We start from the raw sequence: 23,069 nt of genomic DNA, 5'->3' as shown, positions 1-23,069 counted from the left end.
GTATACCAAATCGATATTTCAAACGAATAAAAGGGTGCTGGTAATAGTAAGAATCCACAATCTTTTTATTTTTACTCTAGTTTGGTATACAAAATATCAAATACCAAGTACGACTTGGGTACCTACATAAAAATAGAGGAGGAGTTTCAGTTGACAGAATTATTATCTAAAGATGAATTTCGCAAACAATTAGAGGAAGCAATTAAGGGTAACCATAGCCAGAAGGCTCCATTCACAGTAGCTTGGGCAGAGGGCAAACTTGGAAGAAAACACTTTTCTAGATGGGCTGAAAATCACTACCATTATGTAGGACCATTCGCAGATTACTTAGCTTATATTTACCACAACACTCCATCAGATCCTAAGTTTGCAGCTGCAAAAGATTTCACTCTTCAAAATATGTATGAAGAAGAAATCGCTGCAGACCGTCACACAGATTTATTGATTCGCTTTGCAGAAGCATGTGGTACAACTGCAGAAAGAATTATCGACCCTAACAATATGGCTCCAACGACTTTAGGTCTTCAAAGCTGGTGTTTCGCAGTTGCAGCGCGTGAGAATTTCGTCGTAGCAACAGCAGCTCTAGTTGTAGGCTTAGAATCACAAGTTCCTGACATTTACCGTAAACAAACGCCAGCTCTTCGTGAAAAGTATGGGTTTACAGATGAAGAAATTGAATTCTTCGATTTACACATCGTTTCAGATGAAATCCATGGTGAGCGCGGTTACAAAATTGTACTTGATCACGCCGATACTCCTGAATTGCAACAACGCTGTTTAGAAATCGTTCGTACGGGAGCAAAAATGCGTCGTATGTACATGGATGGATTATGGAAAGAGTATTGTGAGCAGGATTTAGGAGCTTTAGTAGAAACTAAGTAATATGAAAATTTTACCGGCCGTCCTATTAATCTTGTAAGTTAAAGGTTTAAGTGACGGCCTTTTTTTCTAGGCTGTGTTAAAGCTAAAGGCTGATTTTACACACTCTGTTGATTGGAGCGGAATGCGCGAGACTCCTGCGGGAGTACGGGGCAGGGGAGACCCCACAGGCGCGTAGCGCCGAGGAGGCTCCCCGGCACGCCCGCGGAAAGCGAAGCGCATGGAGCGGAAATCAACAGACAAGTTTAACACAGCCTTTTTATAAAAAACAGGGAACATAATAAATGAAAAAAGGTGATAGCAGTGATTACTACAAAAGTAGAAACATTTAATAATTATATAAATGGGGAATGGCAGGAATCGGTGAGCAAGAAAACGTTTTTTAGTGTAAACCCGGCAAATACCGAAGATGTAGTTGGGGAATTTCAGGCTTCAAATGAACAGGATGTAAAAATTGCGATTGAAGCGGCCAAAAATGCTTTTCCCGGTTGGTCTCAAACGGCTCCATCCAAGCGCGCGGCCATCTTAAATCAAGCCGCTAGTATATTGGAACAAAATGTGGCAGCCTTGGCCGAAGAGTTAACAAGAGAAGAAGGCAAGCATGTTGATGATGCCAAGAATGAAGTTATCCGTTCAGCGCAAACGCTCCGCTACTATGCTGTCGAAGGACAAAGCTTTACGGGGGAAACCTTTCCAAATGATGATGCAAACATGAAAGTTTCAACGGAAAGAGAACCGCTTGGAGTAGTAAGTGTCATCACTCCTTGGAACTTTCCACTTTCTATTCCTGCCAGAAAAATTGCTCCCGCTTTAATTACGGGGAATACGGTTGTATTTAAACCATCCTCCGATACTCCACTGATTGCATTCCGCCTAGTCGAAGCATTAGCTAAGGCAGGAATTCCTAAAGGTGTGATTAACTTTGTAACGGGCAAAGCTTCAGACGTGGGTGATCTATTGGTAACCCATCCTGCAGTTAGAGCCGTCACATTTACAGGTTCAACCACAGCCGGAGAAGATATTCATAGCAAGGCCTCTTTTACAACTCGCACTCAAATGGAGCTTGGCGGGAAAAATCCGTTAATTGTCATGGATGATGCGGACCTCGATCTAGCAGCTACTTTGACAGTAAATGGAGCCTATTCCTTAACAGGGCAAGCATGTACCGGAACAAGTCGGGTCATTGTTTTAAAAGAAGTCAAAGAGGAGTTTATTCAAAAGCTAGTACAAAAAACTAGTGCGTTAAAGATTGGAAATGGTTTCGAAGCAGGCGTGAAAATTGGCCCGCTTGCCAACGAAAAACAACTGAAAAATGCCTTGAAGTACATTGAATTTGGTAAAGAAGATGGAGCAGATTTAGTATACGGCGGGGAGCAAATCCTTACAGGAGAATTCGAAAAAGGATACTATGTTGAGCCTGCAATTTTCACCAATGTAAAACCGAATTCGCGAATTGCGAAAGAAGAGATTTTTGGACCGGTAGTGGCTGTGATTGAAGTAGATACATATGAAGAAGCCATTGCTGTTGCAAATGATGTTGAGTATGGGTTGTCTGCATCAATTGTTACCAATAATCTTAAAATTGCTAACCAATTTACTAAGGATATCCAAGCCGGGACGGTTAAGGTTAACCGTACGACGACTGGAAACCTAATGAATGCGCCATTTGGCGGCCTGAAAAAATCAAGCACTTCAACTTTCCGTGAATCCGGAAGAGTGGGTCTAGAGTTCTTTACCCAATTAAAAACTGTCTATATGGGCTATTAAAATAATACATTATCTAAAGGAGAACAAAAATGAAATCTGCGTTGAAATTAGAACTAGAAGAAGCGAAGTTAATGATTGAGGCAGCAAAGAAAAAATCGGAAGAGATCAATGTTTTAGAAACCATCGCTATTGTCGATGATGGAGGCAACCTGCTTGCGCTTGAACGTATGAATGGCGCACGCATCACTGGACCGGAAATATCGATTGCGAAAGCATACACAGCTGCGGGCCACAAACGCTCAACGCATTTATTTAACAAAGAGCCTAATGGACCTGCACTTCCCGGAAATGAAGCCTTTGGAATTCAACAAATGCTTCCAGGGAAATTCGCTATTTTTGTTGGTGGTTTTCCAATTGTTGTCGATGGTGAAGTCGTAGGTGGAATTGGCGTGAGCGGCGGGAACGGCGAACAAGACACTGCCGTGGGTACAGCAGCCTTGAAAGCATTGCAAAGCTATGTAGAAAGTGCCGGGCATGAAGTAATCACGGTAGCTGATATAAAAAAATAATAAAGCAGGACCTCATTCAACGCGTTTTTTAGCAGAATGAGGTCTATCTTAATCTCGGGTTCTATAAAAATTACTGTTAGAATGTTATATTGGTATAAAAAGGGGGAGAGTCAACTGAAAGCATATATGGAGTTAGCTATTGGATTTGCCCGGACCGGAGTGACGGGCTATGGCGGCGGACCCTCGACAATACCGTTGATTGAGTTTGAAGCTGTCAAAAAATATAAATGGATGAATGAGGATGAATTTGTAGAAATACTGGCATTAGCTAATACCTTGCCAGGGCCGATTGCAACCAAAATGGCGGCGTATATTGGTTATAAAGTGAAGGGTTATTTAGGGGCGACCGTAGCTATTCTGACTCACATTCTACCATCTATTATTGCGATGATCGCATTATTGGGCGTGCTTTACAAATTTAAGGAATCACCGATTGTCAGTGGGATGGTTCAAGGGGTTACGCCTGTCATTGGTTTTATGCTCTTGGAGATGGCCTACCGTTTCTTCCAAAATGGCCGTAAAGGTTTGGGGTTACCAATCATGCTGTCACTGTCGGTTGTTTCATTAATATTTGTCCAGTTCCTTGGATTGCATCCCGGAATCTTAATTGCGGTTTTTCTTATAACTGCTTTTTTTATAGCGGACCGAAAAGAAAAAGCTGCTGCAGCTGCGGCACTTCTTCAGAGAAAGGAAAAAAGTTCATGATCTATTTGCATATCTTTTGGGCGTTTTTTGTTGCTAATTTATTGGGTTATGGCGGCGGACCTGCAACCATTCCATTAATTCAAAATGAAGTGGTCAACAATTATCACTGGATGAGTCTATCCGAGTTTGGAGATGTATTGGCGATTGGAAATGCCTTACCCGGACCGATTGCTACTAAAATGGGAGGCTATATTGGATATGAAGTCGGTGGGATTCTAGGTTCGATTATCGCACTTATTGCTACAATTCTTCCTTCCGCTCTCGCAGTCATTTTATTATTTAAATTTGTGAATCTATTTAAAGGGTCACCCAAAGTATCGCTTATGACCAAGTCAGTACAGCCGATTATTGCTATTTTACTTGCTGTAATGGCGTATCAATTCTTTTTAACTGCTTATGAAAATAGTGGTATTTTTCACCTGCTGTTATTGGCAGTGGTCAGCTATTTTACATTAAGTAAAATAAAAATGCATCCTTCTCTAGTCATTGTTTGTGCATTAATCTATGGTGGTGTATTTCTCTCGTAACCTGGGATTTTGGAAAAAACTTTAAAAATGAGCGGGTGGAGTTTATGGATATAAGATGGGAGGAAAACAATCTTTTATCGATTCGAGAGCATGCCTATAAATACTTAAAGGAAATGATACTCGAGGGCGAACTAAAAGCAGGCGATCGGTTAATTGAAAGAGAGCTTGCAGGGAAATTAGGAATTAGTCGGACCCCCATTCGGGAGGCCTTGTTCCGGCTGGAATCTCAAGGCTTTGTTAAAACAGTGCCAAGAAAAGGTGTCGTTGTTAGCAATATTTCTGAAAATGAAGTCATCGAGGTTTTTACAATTCTTGCCTCTTTAGAAGTTTTGGCCGTCAAATTAGCAGCGAGGCGAATGGATAGAGAAACACAAGTAGAATTGGATCAAAAGATCGAAGAACTAATCGAGTTAAAGGAACAAGCAGAAGAAAACTTTAATCTTGAACATATTCAAATGAATCGTTTGATAAATAAAGCATCAAAAAGTCCTAAATTGTTTGAGATTCTTTCTGGTCTGATTGACTATATACATATGTCAGCAAATATGGGCTATGAGACACCAGGCCGAAGAATAGAATCCTTAAAGGAACATATTGATATCATGACAGCCTTGCGTGATAAAGAAGCCGAAATGGCCGAGTATTTAATGAGGATTCATATTGAAAACTCGAAAAAGGCTTATATCACTTATATTAATAGTTTTAAAGAAAAGTTAAATAAAAAGGAAAAATTGTTGTCCACTTGATCCGTTCCAATTTATGATTTTGAAGGAAACGATCATCTATATTAATGACCACACCGTCTCCTCGATGTGGTCTTATCTTTACCTTTATCAGAAAAATAAAAATATTTAAACTTTAATATTGTTAGAAAATTGTAAATGTGGTATATTGTATACCAAGAAGATAAATAAAGGGGAGGAAACTAGGCATGCCAAAAATAAATTTCATTAACAGTAATAAACAAATAGAGGTACCAGAGGATGCGAGTATTTTAAGGATGTCCCTTCGTTACGATGGAGAACTCCCAAACCGATGCGGTGGGGGAATTTGTGGAAGCTGCGTATTTAAAGCTGAGGAAGGTACTGAATTCCTCGATAACGTCAAGGTGCAGGAAAGAAGAAAATTAGGTGAAGAATGGCTAAATAAAGGGTACCGCCTCGGCTGTCAAACATTTGTGACGAACGGAGATATCTCGATTTCTTGGGATGATGAAGTTACTGAAGTAGTCAAAAAAAGAAAGCCTGATAAACTTCAGAAAGAAGTCTCAACTATTAAATAAGAAGTAAAAAAATATGAATTCGGGGTGAGATCATGTGGGCCTGTGACAGACATATGAAAGAAATATTAACCTTCTTAGAAACTCCCCATATTAGTAAAGCTTCCTATCAGATTAAATGTTCACTTTGCGATAACCATGCACTTGCAAAAATCTATTATACGCATAAACCCTTACATTTGAAAAAGAACAAAAAACTTCGTTCGCTGGCTTAACTAGTTATACGCGTCAAACAGTGATTGAATGTATAAAGTAGTAGGGACCGATCACTCAAATAAACATGTACAATAAAAGCGATGAGATTTCTGCTCATCGCTTTTTTGTGCAATAAATGCTTATCAAGTTTATTACTTCGCAAAAAAGTTTTCTGTATAGTAGGGCTGTGATTCATTATTAAAAGCTACACCTACCCCTAAAAACTCGTAATCCTTGCGCAAAATATTTTCTCTATGTCCGAGGGAGTTCATTAACCCTTCATGAGCGAAGATGCTGCTAAACTGACCATAGGCGAGGTTTTCACCGGCTAAGTAAAAGCTGATATCATCCTCTTTCATTCGGTCAAACGGTGATTCTCCCTTAAGATTCGTGTGATCAAAGTAATTATTGACCGCCATATCGGTGCTATGTTTTTGAGCTGTTCCTCGGACGTGTTCATCCCATGTTAGAATTGGAAGCTGATGCTGTACGCGAGCAGCATTAGTCAAATCGAATAATTGATATTCAAAACCTTCCTTTAAGGCAGAATTGGCCTTAGTATAAAAACCTGTTTTCTTTTCCTCAAAGTCTTTACGGATTAATTGCATCGCGGTTACCGTATTATCCTCATTCTTGTCATAAAAGATTGTTACATATGTTCCTTTAAGTAAGAACATATCATAGTCACTATTTTCCTGTAATTGATAAACGGTTAACCCTTTTTGAATTTTCGTTAGAGGTTCCCCTAGTTTTGAACGAACATCTTTCTTTGAACTGCCCATTTTGATTCCATTCGTTGAAGCAATTAAATCTTGGTTTGTATATAATCCTGCTGCCTTGTTGGTATCATCGTACATGACCATAAAAAAATCATGGTAATCTTCGTGATAGGTATACCACTTTGTCCCGTATTCATTTAGAGAAGACCGGTTTGCCTTGCCTATATTATGATCAATATCTTCTTTTAGATTACCAAGTTCAATATTATTGATTGAAAAAACTTGGTCCGACGGGGGAGTTAACTCTACTTTTTCGACTTCTTTCGGCTGTTGCGGCTCTTGTTTCGTGAAAGGAAGCTCATCCACCTGAAAACCAAGCTGATCCGCTAATTGTTGAATTTTTTGATAAAAACTAGTAAGCGTGTCTGATAAGGCAGGGTTATCTTTGCCACTTATTTCAGATTGAACAGAATCAATCGTTTTTTTGATATCTGTATTCTCCAACTGTTTATCAACAACAGGTAATGAAAATTTAAATAATAGTAAAAACGAGATGATCGCAAGTAATCGAACCATGAACTTTCCTCCATTCTTATTAGAATTCTAACCAAATAAAATAAAATGTATAAGTAATATGCTTACGGGGAAAATAGAATGCATTATGGCTGCAATACAAAGGTTATAAACAGTACTTCAAAGGACATCATAAAGGCACTATCTCAATTGGATAGTGCCTATAACTTTTCTAGCATAGGTAATTTATGGGGAAGAACGTTCATGCTTTGTCAGGTCTATTTATTCATCATTTCAGAAGTATCGCTGACTCTATATATTTTCCGAGGTCGTCCCTTGGAGGAAGGTGCCTCATCACCTATAATTTCCGCCATTCCTTCTTCCACTAAACCAGTTAGAATGCGCCGAGCATTTCTTGGTGTCATTTTCAGCCATTCTGCTATTTGGGTTGCTGTAATTGACCCATTACTCATTCTTTTCTGAACGGATAAAATTTTATTAAAAGTTGTAATGGTGATGCCGCATTTCTTTAGTTTTTCACTTATTTCCTTATTTTCTGTGCGATATTGAAAGGAGATGGCCTCTTGTTCTTTTAATGGACCTTCAATCGTGCCATTATTATCCACCAGGAAAGCACAAAATGAATCATAATTTTGGGCATGATTTAACGCAAGCCGAGCATTTTCTTCGGCTGTTAGGGCCGTATCTCCGTAACCAATTCCAATATTAGATGGTAAATCCGAAAGTAATGCTAATTTTTCCAATAGAGAGGCAATCGAATGATCTGTTTCTTCCAACGAACCCCTTGTTGAAAAAATAACAAATACCCCTGTACCAATCGTAACAAATGATCCAGATATCGATTCTGCGAAGTTTAATATAGCTGCCTGAATCTCTAAATTCAAACGATGAAGATCGTAGGACACCATATTATGGTCTTCTTTTTTCTCCATCCCTTGTACTTTCACGAGTATAGCCGCAATTTGTGAGTGTTTAAAATGCATCGTTTCCCATTGCTGGACGGCTGTCGACAGGGTCTCGCGGATATTGCTTCTTGTGGGTGAAACCCAATAGGATGTTAAGTTGTGTAAACATAGCTGATTATAAATGGAACGAAGGCTTGTAATACAAATATCAACTTTTCCATCTTGAAAATGTTTTAGATGAAAAGATAATAGTTTTTCAAGTGGTGTCTCATTTGTATACTCATGAACATAAACCTGGTTGCTTGGTATGCCAAGGTCGCGGTATGTTTCATAAACATCACGTTCAGTCAGCGTGTCAATGCTAATCCGTTCAAGACTTCTTTTATCATTGTAACCAATGTCAACTAAGGTCTTGGTTAAGCTGGCACCATCTAACTGTAGTAAAAAAAATGGCTGTTTGACAGCGCTTTTTTGAAATGGTTTAAAAAGCGCAGGTCCGGCCAGAATCCAAAGGTCAACGGCATGTTGATTTTTTTTCACGATGTTTGTGGCTTCTTCAGGGTTCTGGTAAATAAAGGGTACAACTAGCAGCCGGTCACTATATTCAGTTGCTATTTCAGAAATAAGCTGGACAGAGTCATTTGGTCCAATGATTCCGGCTTTTGGTTTCAAAAAACTTCCCTCCCAATAAAATTATGTTATTTAATTATAACAATAATGGAAAGCTTTCGTCATAAATTTTCTCTTGTGGAATTATTTCATATTTTCATATTACCATTTCTACGTTAATTATAGAGAATTTTTAGAAAATTCTGTTGACATTAGTATTCACTAGCTTTATAGTTTTAATTAAGGAACATATAAAGAAAAATTCCGTAAATAAAATGAGTAGGGGTGTTATAAATGAATAAATCCAAGGTGAATGAGAACCAGGAGCAAGTCACGTTGGTTGACCAAGAAGAATTCAAACAAGTCATTGGTCATTTTGCAAGCGGAGTTTCAATTATAACTGTCAGAAATAATGGAGTCGATTTTGGAATCACGGCAAGTGCCGTTTGTTCCGTGTCCGTTGACCCGCCCATGCTCCTAGTTTGCGTCAATAAAAATACGGGGACATGTCATGCTATCTCAGCGGCCGAATCCTTTACGGTAAACATAGTTAATGACACTCAAAAAGAGTTAGCATTAAAATTTGCCAGAGCCAATTCGGATAAATTTGCTGGAGTTGATTTTTCTTATGGTGAGTTAGGTAATCCTGTTTTAGGTCAAACACTTGCGACTCTCGAATGCAGGGTTGTCGAAGAAATAACAGGGGGCACACATTCCGTCTTTTTAGGCGAGGTACAGAAGGCCAATGCAGCTGATGGCGATCCTTTGGTCTACTATCGCGGGAAATTTGGTAAATTTGAGAAAGCCTAAATATCAATAACAGGATTTAATAGGTTTGTAAATAATGAAATCATAGGAGGTAGTAGAATGGCAATAATGACAGGTAAACAATATCGAGATTCTTTGAATGATGGACGAGAGGTTTTTATTGATGGGGAAAAGGTTAAAAATGTGGCCGAGCACCCATCGTTTAAACCCATCGTTGATGTAAAAGCCAGGATGTATGATATGGCTCTTGAAGCGAAATATGAGGATACATTAACAACCAGACTTCCGGACGGTGAAGTGGTTTCACGGGCGTATAAAATGCCTGAGACAAAAGATGATTTGACAGCGATTCGCAAGCATGTCGAAACTGTACTTGATGATCTTGGCGGGGTTGTTTATCGCGTCGGCGATGAAACGATCGGTGAAATGTGGTCCCTTTATGACGCTCAAGATAAATTAAATGAAATCGATCCGACCTACGCGAAAAATATTAGGTACCATATTGACCGAGTCGCACGAGAAGACTTGTTCCATGTTTCGGCAAACACGGATCCAAAAGGTGATAGAAGCAAATTGTTCGGCGGAAAAGATGGCGGTACCTTGCTTCACGTGGTTGAGGAGAATGACCAGGGAATCGTCGTTAAAGGGGCAAAGTTTGAAACAGCTGCTGCTTATGCGCACCAAGCATTTGTAAAACCAACAATCCTAGATTGGAATGCCGGATCCGAAAAAATGGCCCCGTTCGCCTGCGGCTTCATTTGTGATATGGGAGCACCGGGTTTAAAGCATATTTGCCGTACATCCTTAGGTTCGGATCGAAATCCTCAAGATTATCCAATCGCCACGAAATTCGAAGAAATTGATACCTTGCTCATTTTTGATAACGTCTTAATTCCGTGGGAAAATGTTCTATTCCACCGCTCCCTAGAATCTGCCGCCTATATTCGTTCCACACTACATCGCTATTCTGCCTTTAATTACACCCTTAGACTGTTACGCAGAGCTGATTACTTAATTGGTGCAGCGCTATTAAATGTTGAACAAACAGGTCTAACGCATCTCCAAGCTGTTAAAGAAAAAATCTCTGATCTCATCAATTACCGTGAAGGAATCAATGCCCATTTAACCGCGGCCGTAGCTGACGCCAAAAGAAGTCCAGGCGGGTTAATGATGCCAAATCCATCCCTTCTGTATACCGGACGTGTTTTTGCTTTAGCCAATTTCCCGGCGATGGCCCATCTAACGCGAGAGCTCGTGGGCGGTCAATTAGCGGTAACTCCGGATTCTGCAACGATGGCAGATCCAGAAATCAAGCAATATTTTGATCTATATTATTCTGTGGGTGAGTGGACGCCTGAAGACCGCGGGAGATTACTTTATTTCGCAAGGGATTTGTTAAATTCCTCTTATGCGGGCCATAGAACTACGTTTGAATTATTTGCACAAAGTCCGCCGTTTGCTCAACAGATGGCTGTATTTAATAACTTTGATATGGAACCGCAGCGTGAATTAGTGCGAAAAGCAGCAGGGCTGAATCAATCTGCGCCTGTTTCCAAATAACTTGATAGTATTTAGAGCTTAATAAAATTTACTGGAGCAGCAAGACTGGATTTATTCCATATTGTTGCTTCAATTTATTTTATATGGTCCAATTCTGAAATCGAAATTGGTATTGATATATTAGGAAAGTGAGGTACAGTTTTGAGAATAAATCTAAAGAGATTACTAATGGATATTGAGAGATATGCAACGTATGGGGAAAATGATCAGGGAGGGGTAACAAGGCCGAGTTTTTCTCCAGCAGATATTGAGGTTCGTCAATTATTTATTGAAGAAATAAAGGAAATGGGGTTAGAAGTGACCATTGATGGGGCTGCAAATATTTGGGGGAAATATAAGGGGACGGGGAAAAAAAGGGGGAGTATCGTCATAGGTTCCCATTTGGATTCGGTTCCAAATGGAGGTAAATATGACGGACCTTTAGGAGTGTTAATGGCTAAAGAAATTGTGAAAAGATTAATAGAATCAAATATTCGCCTTGATCATGATCTCGAAATTGTCTCCTTCACTGCGGAGGAATCTAATGATTTTAATTTATCCACATTCGGGAGCCGCTCATTTGTTGGTCGTTTAACCGCGGAAATGCTCCAAGATGCACGTGATTTAAAAGGCGCTCGGCTTAGCGATGAATTGAAGAAGGTTAACGGTGGACTTGATAAATTTGCGATGATGAAGAATATGCACAGTGATAAACTGGCTTTTATTGAATTCCATATTGAGCAAGGACAGCGTTTAGAAAGTGCTAATATTCCAATGGCCGTAATTAACAATGTTGTCGGGACATATCGAAGTACTGTCAAAGTAATAGGCCAATCCAACCACTCGGGTACAACGATGATGCAGCATCGAAAAGATGCACTTACTGCCTCCTCAGAGATGATTCTTGCAGTAGAAAGATATTGCCAGGGCCAGGGGGATGTTGTTGGTACTGTCGGAAAGTTAATGGTCAGCCCGAATGCAGCCAATATTATTCCAGGTCAGATAGATTTTATCTTAGAGGTTCGAGCTGAAAAGACGGAAACGATTCAACAGGCGCTAGAAGCAATCCAAAAGATTTGGCAGGAAATTGCTGCAAGACGAGAAGTGAAAATTCAACAGGAAGTTTTTCTTGATCAAAAACCTGTGGTCTTAGATCAAGATATTGTTAATAGCCTTGTCGAGACTGCAAGAGATATGAATGAACCGTGTTTAATACTACCTAGTATGGCTGTTCACGACGCAGCACATATGGCAAGTGTCACAAAGTCGGCCATGGTCTTTGTCAAAAGCATAGACGGGAAAAGTCATTGCCCTGAGGAGTATAGCCAGCCTGAGGATATTGAAAAAGCAGGTAATTTAATTTTGCGGGGGATCATCAATTTAGATCGTATACTTTCTATGAAAAGTTATAATTTTCAGTGAGTTAGAGTACAAGCATGCCTGTAAAATATGATATAGTATGGTAAAAATAAAAAGATTACAAAAGTTAGAATTTTTAGAAAATTAAATTGACATTAACACTATGAATTTGTTATTTTTAATTAAGAGAATAATTAAAGAAAAAATCCGTAAATAAAAAAGAAAGGATTTTGATCATTCATTATGGGAGGGAGGAGCTCGTGTTGCACATATGAAAGGCAAACAGATACCTTACTTATTATTGATCAGGTCCTAATTCAATGAAAAAAATTTACTCACCACTCCTTAGAAAACTGCCGCCTATATCAGTTCTACACTTCATCGTAAATCTGCCATTAATTACTCCCTTAGAATCATTTTCATCAAATAGAGATATGAAAACGTTTAAAAAATGCAAATAGAAAGAGGAGGAATGAAGTTGGTATTCTCTAAAAGCTTAATTGCAAAAAAAATGTTTATGTTTTTGGTCCTAGCCGTATTGTTGGTTGGATGTTCGGCAACGAATTCATCATCCGGAAATAGTGATTCTTCTTCCAAGAGCAGTGACACGTTAAAGGTAGGATTACAAGCACCAATGACAGGTGACAATGCCCAGTATGGCCAGGATATGAAAAATGGGGTGGAACTTGCTTTTAAAAAGATTAATAAAGATGGCGGAATCAATGGAAAAAAGCTTGAGTTGATTGTCGGTGATGATAAAGCTACTCCGTCTGAAGCCGTTGCCGTCGTAAATAAAATGATTATGAATGATGGCGTTAAGGCGATTATTGGAGGATATAATTCATCGCCGACATTGGCTGCACAAGATGTTTCAGGTCCGGCGAAAGTCCTTCATTTAAATATGGGAGCCAGCCCAGACCTTTCAAAAACGGGGAACAAATATCTGTTCCGCGTAATCTTAACCGGTTCGGTTTATGTTCCTGCTGTAATGAAATATATGGCAGAAGAGAAAAAGGTAAAGAAAATCGCTGCGCTATTTGAAAATACGGATTACGGAATCACCATGTATGATGCGGCGAAAGTTTCGACGAAAGAACTTGGCGTAGAATTTATTGCAGCTGAAAAATATAACCCAGGTGATAAAAATTTCTCAGCCCAATTATCAAAGATAAAAACACTGAATGCCGATGCGGTAATGGTTGTTGGTCTATACAATGAAGTAGCCTTAATTGAACAACAAGCAAAACAGGCAGGTTTAAATATTCAATTCTTCTCACCAGATGATTCTATGTATTCCGAGCAGCTGATCAAATTGGGCGGCGATGCAGTTGAAAATCATATATTTGCTTCGATGATTGATTTGAATGCAGAAACTCCGGAAATGACAGAGTTTAAAAAATTAGCCGAGGAAAATAATACTCCTGCTCAAGCGAATACGGCTATTGCTTATGACGCTGCAATGGCGTTGGCCAAAGCATTGACCGAAGGCGATGGTGACACAGACAAATCCCGTGACGCACTAGCAAAAATAAAATATCAAGGCATTACAGGGCCGATTAAGTTTGATGAGAACGGTGACCGTGCTAATACCCCAATGATTATGCAAGTGCAAAAAGGTGATTTTAAGGTTATCAAAGAATCGGAATAGGGTGATTACTAGTGTTTATTGATCAACTCATAAATGGAATTGTTCTCGGCAGTATTTATGCATTAATGGCCATCGGTTATACCATGGTGTGGAATGTACTGCGTTTTATTAACTTTGCACATGGTGAGGTTTATATGGGAGGGGCATTCGTGTCCCTTTATCTTCTATTATTAGATACTCCAATTTGGCTGGCTTATCTAGGCGGGGTCTGTGCTGGAGCGTTACTCGGTTACTTAATGGAAAAAATGGTTTATATGAGGATGAGAAATGCGCCTAAATTAAATCTACTGATCGCAGCGATCGGGATATCGATTGTTTTGCAAAATTTAGCTCAATATATTTGGGGGGCAACACCTGAGCGGCTAACCTCTCCCTTTCTATCAAAAAATATTGCGGTCGGAGATATGCTGATCAATCAGCATTATATCTTTATTATTATCCTGACCATTCTTGTCATGATCGTTTTGGAGTTATTTATTAATCGAACACTGATGGGGAAAGCCGTTCAAGCTGCCTCGCAGAATATCAAAGCAACGCAGTTAATGGGGATTAATGCCAATAAGATTATTTCAATCACGTTTGCTATTGGATCTGCTGTGGGTGCGCTAGCAGGTATATTAGTGGGACCCGTTTTCCTTGTCTATCCAACGATGGGAGTATTTGCTGGATTGAAAGGGTTTACAGCATCCGTTATGGGTGGTATGGGAAATATTCCAGGCGCCATGATTGCGGGGTTATTGCTTGGAGTCATTGAAAGTTTTGCTGCCGGATTTATCTCTTCTGGTTATCGTGATGCGGTCGCAATGGTAATCTTGTTATTTATTTTATTAGTTCGTCCGCAAGGAATATTCGGCAAAATTGTCCAACAAAAAGTGTAAAGGGGGGAGAAAATATGGAACTAATCAAAAGATCAGCTTTCCGAAAAAGTGTGCTTCTATTGGGGGGGATTGCATTATTTCTCCTTCCACTTGGAATCGTAAATCCCTACTTTATGTATATTATTAATCTAATCCTAATTTATGCCATTCTCGCTTTAGGTCTTGATTTAATTGTTGGTTATACGGGTCAGGTTTCTGTTGGCCATGGGGCATTCTTTGGAATAGGAGCCTATGTAGCTGCGATTCTAGCAAAAAATCTAGGTTTTTCATTATGGTTAACACTGCCTTTCTCGATTATCATCACGGCAGTTATCGGGTTGATCATTGGATTTATTGGTCTGAAATTAATCGAGGAATACCTGGTAATGGCCACCCTCGCTTTCGGAACAATTATTTGGCTTGTTTTTCTCAATTGGACGGACTTAACGGGAGGTCCAATGGGGATTGCAGGAATATCAGCTCCCCCTACTATTACATTGGGAACCTTGCAATTTCCGTTTATCCAATACCATGACTACTACCCATTACTATTAATCTTTGTGTATCTAGGCATCTTGATTACAAGGTTAATAATTAAGTCCGGGTTTGGACGTGCCTGTACGGCAATTCGTGATGATGAATTGGCTGCTCAAGCAATGGGGATTCCAGTATTTAAAACAAAAGTCATCATGTTTACTATATCGGCGGCGTTCTGTGGAGCTGCGGGTGCTTTATATGCCCATTTCCTTCATGTAGTTAGTCCAGAAACCTTTGCTTTTGGCATGTCTGTTACCATTTTAACAATGGTCATGATCGGCGGACAAGGATCGATTACAGGAGCGATCATTGGAGCGGCAATCCTCACCGTTTCTTCCGAGGCATTAAGGGAAACACCTGAATTGAGAATGTTAATTTATGGTTTTTTAATCGTCATCATGATCATGTTTTTCCCTAAGGGAATCATGGGTTTATTCCAAATTTCCAAGCAGCGTCTCCTAAAGAAAAGTATTCAAGTTGAAAAAAACGTAGTCGAGAAGGAGGGGTTGAGTTATGAGCAGTAATTTTGTTGATGATTCAGCCATTTTAACTGTCAATCAGCTCTCTAAATCTTTTGGGGGCGTTAAGGCAGTCAACAATCTATCATTCTCTGTAAAGGAAAATAATATCCATGCGATCATAGGTCCAAATGGAGCTGGGAAAAGTACACTTTTCAACTTGATTACGGGTGTAATTACCCCTGATACAGGCGAGATTAAGTTATCGAATCAAGATATTACTTCGTTGAGGCCTGATAAAATTGCGGAGCGAGGAGTTTCTAGAACATTCCAAAATATTAGACTATTTCCAGATATGACGGTGTTTGAAACGGTATTAATTGGGACCTATCTAATGACAGGAGGAAAGCTGCTGCCTGCAGTATTTCGTACTAAAAGCTTCCGAAACAAGGAGCGGGAAGCAAAAGAACGAATTGAAGAAATTTTAAAATTCGTTGGGCTGTGGGATATGCGCCATGAGTATGCAGCACGGTTATCCTATGGGAATCAAAGACGGGTGGAAATTGCCAGGGCTTTAGCAACAAACCCTGATTTATTATTGCTTGATGAGCCGACTGCAGGCATGAATCAGCAAGAGACAAAAGAGCTTATGCAGCTATTTTCCCAAGTGAATAATCAAGGTATCACCATTTTAATCATTGCTCATGACATGCATCTTGTGAATACGTTGTCCAACCAAATCACTGTGATTAATTTTGGTGAAAAGCTGGTTGAAGGTCCTCCTGAAATGATTCAAAATCATCCAGCGGTATTGGAAGCTTATATGGGGAGGGCTGAAGCAAATGCTTAAGGTTGAAAATGTAAGTACCTTTTATGGGCAGATTTGTGCTTTAGACAATGTGAGCATGATGGTAGAAGAAAAGGAAGCCGTTTCGGTGATTGGTGCCAATGGAGCGGGAAAAAGCACGCTCTTGAAAACTATTATCGGCGATCTCCGTCCAAAAAGCGGAAATATTCAGCTCTCGGGTAAATCTATTATTAAGGAAAAAACGTTTAAACTTGTTAGTCGCGGCATGACACTTGTGCCTGAAGGCCGCCATGTATTCCCTTTACTTTCTGTGTGGGATAATTTGCTGTTAGGTGGTTATACACTACCAGCTAAAGATCGTCAGCAAAGAGCGGAAGAGGTTACAGAGCCGTTTCCCATCCTCCGTGAAAGAAGAGACCAGCAGGCAGGTTTGCTTTCAGGCGGCGAGCAGCAAATGTTGGCGATTGCCCGTGCAATGATGACAAAGCCAAAACTGTTATTACTTGATGAGCCGTCCATGGGTTTGTCCCCAAAACTAGTTTTTGAAGTATATGACAAAATTACTGAATTACACCAGCAGGGAACGACTATTTTATTAGTTGATCAAAATGCGGAGATGGCCATTGACTTTTGCAGCCGTGGTTACGTGCTAATGGCGGGGCGTTTAGCGGGTCAAGGGACGAAAAACGCTCTAAAAGAAAGTGAAATTGTCCAGCGTTCTTATCTGGGATAAAAAAGATTACCGGGCATTATTGGTGATATTGACAATTTTCAGAATAAACTTTATATTTAATTTGGGGAATAATTAAGGATTAATTCCTTAAATAATATCAGCTTACTTTAGGGAGGAAAATTAAAAATGTCAGTTCATGGTGAGACTAAAAAAGTAGAGATTCAGAGATTCCGGAAGTTTAAAACAGAACAGTATTATCCTAAAAATTTAGGAAAACCGGAACACCACATTGTCAACGAATTTAGTATGGCTGTAAGAGCAGGGAACCGCATTTTTTTAAGAGGGCAAACAGGCTTTGATTTGGATGGAAACTTCCATGGTATTGGTGATGTCGAAGCACAGGCGGAAATGGCATGCACATGTGTGAAGCAGCTAATTGAAGAAGCTGGGGGCACCATTCAAGATATTTGTAAAATTACTGTTTATTTAATGAATCGTGAAGACCGCAGTAAAGTGTACCCGGTTATCGGGAGGCATTTTAAAGATGTTTATCCATGCAGCACCGGATTACTAGTCAGCGGCTTTGCTATGCCTGAAATGCTAATGGAGATAGATGTTGAAGCAGTCATTAGTGAGTAATATTTCTTTTTTTACTGTTTTATCACTATTTTCATAGTAAAAGCAGTAGTTAATAGATTGAATAAAAATTATTTATAGGAGGGGGATTATTTTGACATTTTCGGTAGCAGGCCGCTGTCAATCCACCGGTGCGTTTGGAGTCATTGTTACATCCAGCAGTCCATCGGTTGGTGCAAGGTGCCCATGGGCAAAGACAGGAGTAGGTGCTATTTTAACACAAAATGTAACCGATCCTAGATTGGCTTCGATTGGATTTTCTGTGTTAGAGAACGGGTTTGATGCCCAATCAGCGATCCGCGCGATGAAAGATGCTTCACCATATCCAGAGTATCGACAAATAGCAGTTGTGGATGCGAAAGGAAATTCGGCTGCCTTCACTGGAAGCAGGGCACTGGGTGTACATGGTGAATTTTGTGATAAAAACGTTGCCAGTATCGGTAATCTTCTCAGCGATCCCACAATTCCGGAAGCAATGGGTTGCGAATTTTTACGAACAGAAGGTCAGCCTTTAGCTGATAGACTAATCTTGGCGATTGAAAAAGGCTTCCAGATGGGTGGCGAGCTCGATCAGGAGCATTCGATCGGACTACTCGTTTACACAGATGAACCGTTCGCATATGTTGATTTACGAATTGATTATAGTGAAAACCCGTTGGAAGATTTAAAGAAACTGTGGGAGATATACAAACCACAGGCAAATGACTATAAGGTAAGAGCAGTTGTACCTGAGTTGGCCCCTTCCTATGGGGTGAAAGGTGACGAATAAGCTAATTTAACAATAACACATGGGGATGATTACTCTCGATCCCCTATGTGTTATTTTTTTGGAAATTTACTGACTCTTTCTGTTTTCTTTTATATAAATCAATTGATTTGTAGCCCTCTCCTAAACTTTTTATACTCATTGTAAAATTAGTTCAGTACCTCAGGGTTAATAAGGTTTTGTGGACGTTTACCTGATAATCCTGCTAATAAATTTTCGACAGCAAGCTTAGCCATCTTATATTCCGTTTCGTGAGTAGATGAGCCAATATGCGGGGTCGTCACCACATTTGGAAACTGGAGAAGCGGATGGTCCGCTTTGACTGGCTCACTTTGGAATACGTCTAAGGCTGCACCATGTATCTCTTTTCTTTTTAAAGCTTCAATCAATGCCTTTTCATCTACTGTTTTCCCACGCGAACCATTGACAAAAATAGCGGACTTTTTCATCAATTTAAATTCCCGTTCACCGATTAAATTTTCGGTCTCTGGTGTGAGCGGGGTCATTAAACAAACAAAATCTGCTTCCATAAGTAAGCTATCAAGCTTTGCGTAGATAGCATTATATTTTTTCTCTGCCTCAAGGTTACGGGTCCGATTGTGGTATAGAATCTTCATATCAAAACCTAAATGCCCTCGTTTTGCAATTAATGAACCGATTTTCCCCATCCCAATAATCCCTAAGGTTTTATGATGGACATCAATGGCATACTCGTTTCGGGTTAAATGCTGCTTCCAATGTCCTGCCTTCACGAAGTGATCCAGTTCAGGGATGCGTCGGGCGGCAGCGAGTAAAATACCGAAAATTGCATCTGCCGTCGTATCTTCAAGGACGCCGGGTGTATTTGTTCCCATTACACCACGTTTAGTCATCTCAGCAATGGCAAGGTTATTATATCCGGTCGAGTTATTTGAGACTATTTTCAAATTCGGGGCACAATCTAGTAATTCTTTATCGACTGGGAGTGCTAGACCGACAATTCCTTCGGCCTGCTTGAGAGATTGTAAAAAGGCTGGGTTTGTTTTGGGATTTATTTTTTCAAAAATTTCTACATCAAAACGATCCCTCAAACGATCTAGGGTTTCAGAGAATTCAAAGTTATAGGCAAGTATTTTTCTTTTCATAAGTTAATAGTCTCTTCTCCTTTTGGCATCTATCTTTAAATAGACATAGAATTTTTAAAGAGTCAATATTTTGAAAATGAAAAAAGCACAACGATTTTGAAGAAGTGGATGGAACCATCCAAAAAGTGTTAGTATACAGGTAATAACTAGTAGAAAGGTGGATTTACATGAAATATAACTTTGATGAAATTGTCAACCGAAGAGGAACCTATTCAATCAAATGGGATGGCGGGGAGCTCCTTAAAGAGATTGGCCTGACTGATCGGTATGATGAAGAAACGATTCCATTGTTCACAGCGGATATGGATTTACCTGTACCCCAGCCGTTAATAGAGGCTTTACATAAGACAGTCGACCACCGGATTTTTGGTTATACCATCTTTCCAAAAGAGTATTTTGAGGCTATTCAGCATTGGTTTAAAAAGAGACACGATTGGGATATTCCACAGGAGGATATCAGCTTTAGCCCTGGAACAGTACATGCTCTAAATGTAGCGGTTAAGGCATTGACTAACCCAGGAGATGGCATCATTATTCAACGGCCTGTTTATCCACCGTTTACTTCCGCAATTGAAGCAAACGGACGAAAAGTCATGAATAATCCACTTAAAGCAAATAGTGAAGGCTATTATCAAATAGATTTTGAGGATTTCGAAGCGAAGGCAAAAGACGAAACGACGAAAATGTTTATTTTATGTAACCCCCATAATCCAACGGGAAGAGTGTTTACTAAGGAAGAACTTAGAAAATTAGCTGATATTTGTGCTAAACATGATGTCCTGATTGTTGCAGATGAAATTCACGGTGATTTGGTTCGCCGCAATCAAACCTTTATTCCAATTGCAAAAGCTACCGAACATGGTGAGCGAATTATTACGTTTACGGCCATCAATAAAACGTTCAATGTCGCTGGGCTTCATTGCACAAATGTGATTATCTCAAATCCAGAACTAAGAAAAACCTACAATACCGTAATGGGAATGCATCTACCTTCACCATTTACCGTTTCTGCACTGATTGCCGTTTACAATGAGGGAGACGAGTGGTTAGAGCAGTTGAAGGACTATATTGATGGCACAATGGAATGGGCTGTCCAATTTCTAGCGGAGAAAATGCCGAAAGTAAAGGTGAGAATTCCAGAGGGAACCTATATCATGTGGATGGATTTTAGTGAATATGGCCTCTCGCCAGAAGAAATTCATGATCGAATCTATAATAAAGCAAATGTTCTTCTCGAAGATGGAAAGATGTTTGGCGAAGAAGGGTTACAGTGGCAAAGAATTTGTATCCCGTCGCCTCGCCCCTTAATTCAGGAAGCGTTTGAAAGGATTGCTAGAGAATTCGAGGACGTACGATAAACAGATAGGAAGGTTGGTAAAGGAGGGGTGAAATTTGTTTGCCGCGGGTCAAAAGGATATGCAGAAAATGGATCAGTTTACGATGGAGAAGCTTGGCTTACCTGGTGTTGTATTAATGGAAAATGCCGGTGCGCAGGTGGTTGAAGAAATACTTGCCAGTTCACCTTGTAAAAATCCTAAGGTGATTGTGCTTGCAGGCGGCGGAAATAATGGTGGGGACGGTTTTGTCATCGCCCGCCGTCTGTCCGATATTGGTCTGAAGCCCCTGTTGTGTTTGTTAATTACCCCCGAACGAATCAAAGGAGATGCGAAAGTACATTTTGATGTGTATCTTAACAGAGGCTTACCTATTTTCTATCTTCACGAACAAACGCTGGCTGCACTTCAAAATGAATTAAATCATGCAGACATTATCATTGATGCCATGTTAGGGACAGGGGTGAACGGTGCTGTAAGAGATCCTTTGAACCAGGTTATTGAGATGGTTAATGAATTTAATGGGGGAAAATTGGTCATTGCTGTCGACATTCCTTCAGGTGTTAACAGCGAAAATGGAAAAGTGGACGGATTGGCGATAAAAGCAACAAAGACGATAACGTTTGTTTTTCCTAAAAAGGGCTTTTTTTTGAATGAAGGATCAAAGTTTATTGGGGAGTGGAAGTCGGTTGACATTTCCGTCCCTCCATCGTGTGCAGCGGAATTGGGACTGGTCATGCCTAAATTGATTACGGAGACACTTGTTAAGTCTTCTGTACCGATTCGACCGAGGCATGGTCATAAGGGGACCTTTGGCCATGCTCTGATAGTAGGCGGGTCACGTAACTATGTCGGTGCGCCTATTTTCTCTGCTAAGGCAGCCTTACATTCCGGTGCGGGATTAGTCACGTTAGCAGTTCCTGAAAGTATTTATCCAATGGCTGCCGTCCAAAACCCGGAATCCTTACTTTTACCACTTCCAGATGAAAATGGACATTTCGCTGAAAAGTCAGTTGAAGTCCTGGTACCTTTGCTTCAACAATTTGATAGTATCGCGATAGGTCCTGGATTGAGTCGCTTTTCTGGTGGCGAGGCATGGATTCAATCGATGCTAACTAGTCTTCAATACCAGGCTGTTGTTATTGATGCTGATGGCTTATATTTGCTTAGGAATCAGTTGGATGTTGTCCGTAGCTACCAGGGACCAGTGATTTTTACCCCGCACCCAGGGGAAATGGCTCGTCTTGTTAATAAGACGGTAAACGAAGTGGAAGATGAACGCCTTGAAATCGCCGCAGCTTTTGCGAAGGATTATGGAGTTTATTTGCTTTTAAAGGGGCATCGCTCCATAATTGCCAATCCTGATGGTAACCTATACATAAATCCATACGGCCATGATGCGCTTGGAAAAGGTGGGAGCGGCGATGTACTGACAGGGCTGATTACTTCCTTCCTTGCACAGGGTGCCTCACCCTTACATGCCCTGATTTCGGCAAGTTACTTCCATGCAAGGGCTGGTGAGGAAAAGGCAAAAGTTCTTTCTCATTATGGAGTAGGACCGTTCGATCTTATTGATGGAGTGAGAGATCAATTGAATCTAATTTTGTAAAAAAATATATAAGGAGCCCTTTAATGACCGTAATCATGTTTTACAAGGAGTTACGGTAAGAAAGAGGGCTCTTAAACGACCGAAAACTAGTTTGAGAGGTGGTTACGGTAAGAAAGACGGCTCTTAAACGACCGAAGACTAGTTTCAGAGGTGGTTACGGTAAGAAAGAGGGCTCTTAAACGCCCGAAGACTAGTTTCAGAAGTGGTTACGGTAAGAAAGAGGGCTCTTAAATGACCGAAAACTAGTTTGAGAGGTGGTTACGGTAAGAAAGAGGTTCTTATGTGATTACTCTCGGCCAGTTCCAAATTGTATTACGCTTATTCA

22 protein-coding genes are annotated in these 23,069 nt (G+C 40.1%); 19 read left to right on the top strand and 3 right to left on the bottom strand.

What is annotated here, in order from left to right; translation table 11 throughout:
• The first annotated feature begins 150 nt into the window (after positions 1–150).
• From BDR01S_RS06490 to BDR01S_RS06460, 7 genes are all read left to right on the top strand, one after another.
• A complete protein-coding gene (locus BDR01S_RS06490) occupies positions 151–882 on the top strand; it encodes an iron-containing redox enzyme family protein (protein ID WP_066255152.1) in 732 nt (243 codons plus the stop codon).
• A gap of 300 nt (positions 883–1,182) precedes the next feature.
• Positions 1,183–2,646 (top strand): aldehyde dehydrogenase family protein, encoded by a 1,464-nt coding sequence (locus BDR01S_RS06485; protein ID WP_066255150.1) that lies wholly within the window; start codon positions 1,183–1,185, stop codon positions 2,644–2,646.
• Between the two features lie 29 nt (positions 2,647–2,675).
• Positions 2,676–3,155, top strand: a complete 480-nt coding sequence (locus tag BDR01S_RS06480) for a GlcG/HbpS family heme-binding protein (RefSeq protein ID WP_066255147.1) — start codon at positions 2,676–2,678, stop codon at positions 3,153–3,155.
• 126 nt (positions 3,156–3,281) lie between these two features.
• A complete protein-coding gene (locus BDR01S_RS06475) occupies positions 3,282–3,860 on the top strand; it encodes a chromate transporter (protein WP_235846501.1) in 579 nt (192 codons plus the stop codon).
• Positions 3,857–4,387: a chromate transporter gene (locus tag BDR01S_RS06470; protein WP_066255145.1), complete on the top strand. Its 531-nt coding sequence runs from the start codon at positions 3,857–3,859 to the stop codon at positions 4,385–4,387. The genes BDR01S_RS06475 and BDR01S_RS06470 overlap by 4 nt, the downstream gene beginning before the upstream one ends.
• 44 nt (positions 4,388–4,431) lie before the next feature.
• Positions 4,432–5,133, top strand: coding sequence for a GntR family transcriptional regulator (locus BDR01S_RS06465; RefSeq protein ID WP_066255142.1), 702 nt, complete (start codon positions 4,432–4,434; stop codon positions 5,131–5,133).
• Between the two features lie 185 nt (positions 5,134–5,318).
• Entirely contained in the window at positions 5,319–5,669 is a 351-nt protein-coding gene (locus BDR01S_RS06460) for a 2Fe-2S iron-sulfur cluster-binding protein (protein ID WP_066255140.1), read from the top strand.
• A gap of 344 nt (positions 5,670–6,013) precedes the next feature.
• Here the strand turns inward: BDR01S_RS06460 and BDR01S_RS06455 are convergent, their stop codons facing one another.
• Complete coding sequence (locus tag BDR01S_RS06455; RefSeq protein ID WP_066255138.1) at positions 6,014–7,156, bottom strand: CAP domain-containing protein; 1,143 nt, start codon at positions 7,154–7,156, stop codon at positions 6,014–6,016.
• A gap of 215 nt (positions 7,157–7,371) precedes the next feature.
• On the bottom strand, positions 7,372–8,691 hold the full coding sequence (locus BDR01S_RS06450) for a helix-turn-helix domain-containing protein (protein WP_066255135.1): 1,320 nt from the start codon (positions 8,689–8,691) through the stop codon (positions 7,372–7,374).
• A gap of 231 nt (positions 8,692–8,922) precedes the next feature.
• On the opposite strand from BDR01S_RS06450, the gene BDR01S_RS06445 reads away from it, so the two are divergent.
• The 10 genes from BDR01S_RS06445 to BDR01S_RS06400 all read left to right on the top strand — a co-directional run bounded on the left by BDR01S_RS06445 (position 8,923) and on the right by BDR01S_RS06400 (position 18,680).
• Positions 8,923–9,438, top strand: a complete 516-nt coding sequence (locus BDR01S_RS06445) for a flavin reductase family protein (protein WP_066255131.1) — start codon at positions 8,923–8,925, stop codon at positions 9,436–9,438.
• 57 nt (positions 9,439–9,495) lie between these two features.
• A complete protein-coding gene (locus BDR01S_RS06440; RefSeq protein ID WP_066255129.1) occupies positions 9,496–10,956 on the top strand; it encodes a 4-hydroxyphenylacetate 3-hydroxylase family protein in 1,461 nt (486 codons plus the stop codon).
• 141 nt (positions 10,957–11,097) lie between these two features.
• Positions 11,098–12,357, top strand: a complete 1,260-nt coding sequence (locus BDR01S_RS06435; protein WP_082797321.1) for a Zn-dependent hydrolase — start codon at positions 11,098–11,100, stop codon at positions 12,355–12,357.
• Positions 12,358–12,772: 415 nt separating this feature from the next.
• The gene (locus BDR01S_RS06430; RefSeq protein ID WP_235846500.1) at positions 12,773–13,942 is read left to right on the top strand and encodes an ABC transporter substrate-binding protein; all 1,170 of its coding nucleotides are present in this window, start codon (positions 12,773–12,775) and stop codon (positions 13,940–13,942) included.
• Between the two features lie 11 nt (positions 13,943–13,953).
• Positions 13,954–14,820, top strand: a complete 867-nt coding sequence (locus tag BDR01S_RS06425; RefSeq protein ID WP_066255119.1) for a branched-chain amino acid ABC transporter permease — start codon at positions 13,954–13,956, stop codon at positions 14,818–14,820.
• A 14-nt stretch (positions 14,821–14,834) separates the two neighbouring features.
• Positions 14,835–15,860: a branched-chain amino acid ABC transporter permease gene (locus tag BDR01S_RS06420; protein WP_066255116.1), complete on the top strand. Its 1,026-nt coding sequence runs from the start codon at positions 14,835–14,837 to the stop codon at positions 15,858–15,860.
• Entirely contained in the window at positions 15,850–16,644 is a 795-nt protein-coding gene (locus tag BDR01S_RS06415; RefSeq protein ID WP_066255113.1) for an ABC transporter ATP-binding protein, read from the top strand. Before BDR01S_RS06420 ends, BDR01S_RS06415 begins: the two co-directional genes overlap by 11 nt.
• A complete protein-coding gene (locus BDR01S_RS06410) occupies positions 16,637–17,335 on the top strand; it encodes an ABC transporter ATP-binding protein (protein ID WP_066255110.1) in 699 nt (232 codons plus the stop codon). Before BDR01S_RS06415 ends, BDR01S_RS06410 begins: the two co-directional genes overlap by 8 nt.
• Positions 17,336–17,461: 126 nt before the next feature.
• Complete coding sequence (locus BDR01S_RS06405; RefSeq protein ID WP_066255108.1) at positions 17,462–17,914, top strand: RidA family protein; 453 nt, start codon at positions 17,462–17,464, stop codon at positions 17,912–17,914.
• Between the two features lie 91 nt (positions 17,915–18,005).
• Positions 18,006–18,680, top strand: a complete 675-nt coding sequence (locus BDR01S_RS06400) for a DUF1028 domain-containing protein (RefSeq protein WP_066255104.1) — start codon at positions 18,006–18,008, stop codon at positions 18,678–18,680.
• Positions 18,681–18,826: 146 nt separating this feature from the next.
• Here BDR01S_RS06400 and BDR01S_RS06395 read toward each other — a convergent pair whose 3' ends face one another.
• Positions 18,827–19,801, bottom strand: coding sequence for a 2-hydroxyacid dehydrogenase (locus BDR01S_RS06395; RefSeq protein WP_066255101.1), 975 nt, complete (start codon positions 19,799–19,801; stop codon positions 18,827–18,829).
• A 167-nt stretch (positions 19,802–19,968) separates the two neighbouring features.
• Here BDR01S_RS06395 and BDR01S_RS06390 point away from each other — a divergent pair, with 167 nt between their 5' ends.
• Positions 19,969–21,159: a MalY/PatB family protein gene (locus tag BDR01S_RS06390; protein ID WP_066255096.1), complete on the top strand. Its 1,191-nt coding sequence runs from the start codon at positions 19,969–19,971 to the stop codon at positions 21,157–21,159.
• A 34-nt stretch (positions 21,160–21,193) separates the two neighbouring features.
• Positions 21,194–22,744, top strand: coding sequence for an NAD(P)H-hydrate dehydratase (locus BDR01S_RS06385; protein WP_082797320.1), 1,551 nt, complete (start codon positions 21,194–21,196; stop codon positions 22,742–22,744).
• The last annotated feature ends 325 nt before the right edge of the window (positions 22,745–23,069 follow it).

It is taken from the genome of Neobacillus drentensis NBRC 102427 (genome assembly GCF_001591445.1).
In the GTDB taxonomy this organism is placed as follows: domain Bacteria; phylum Bacillota; class Bacilli; order Bacillales; family Cytobacillaceae; genus Neobacillus; species Neobacillus drentensis.
This window is presented reverse-complemented; position numbering and strand designations above follow the sequence as displayed.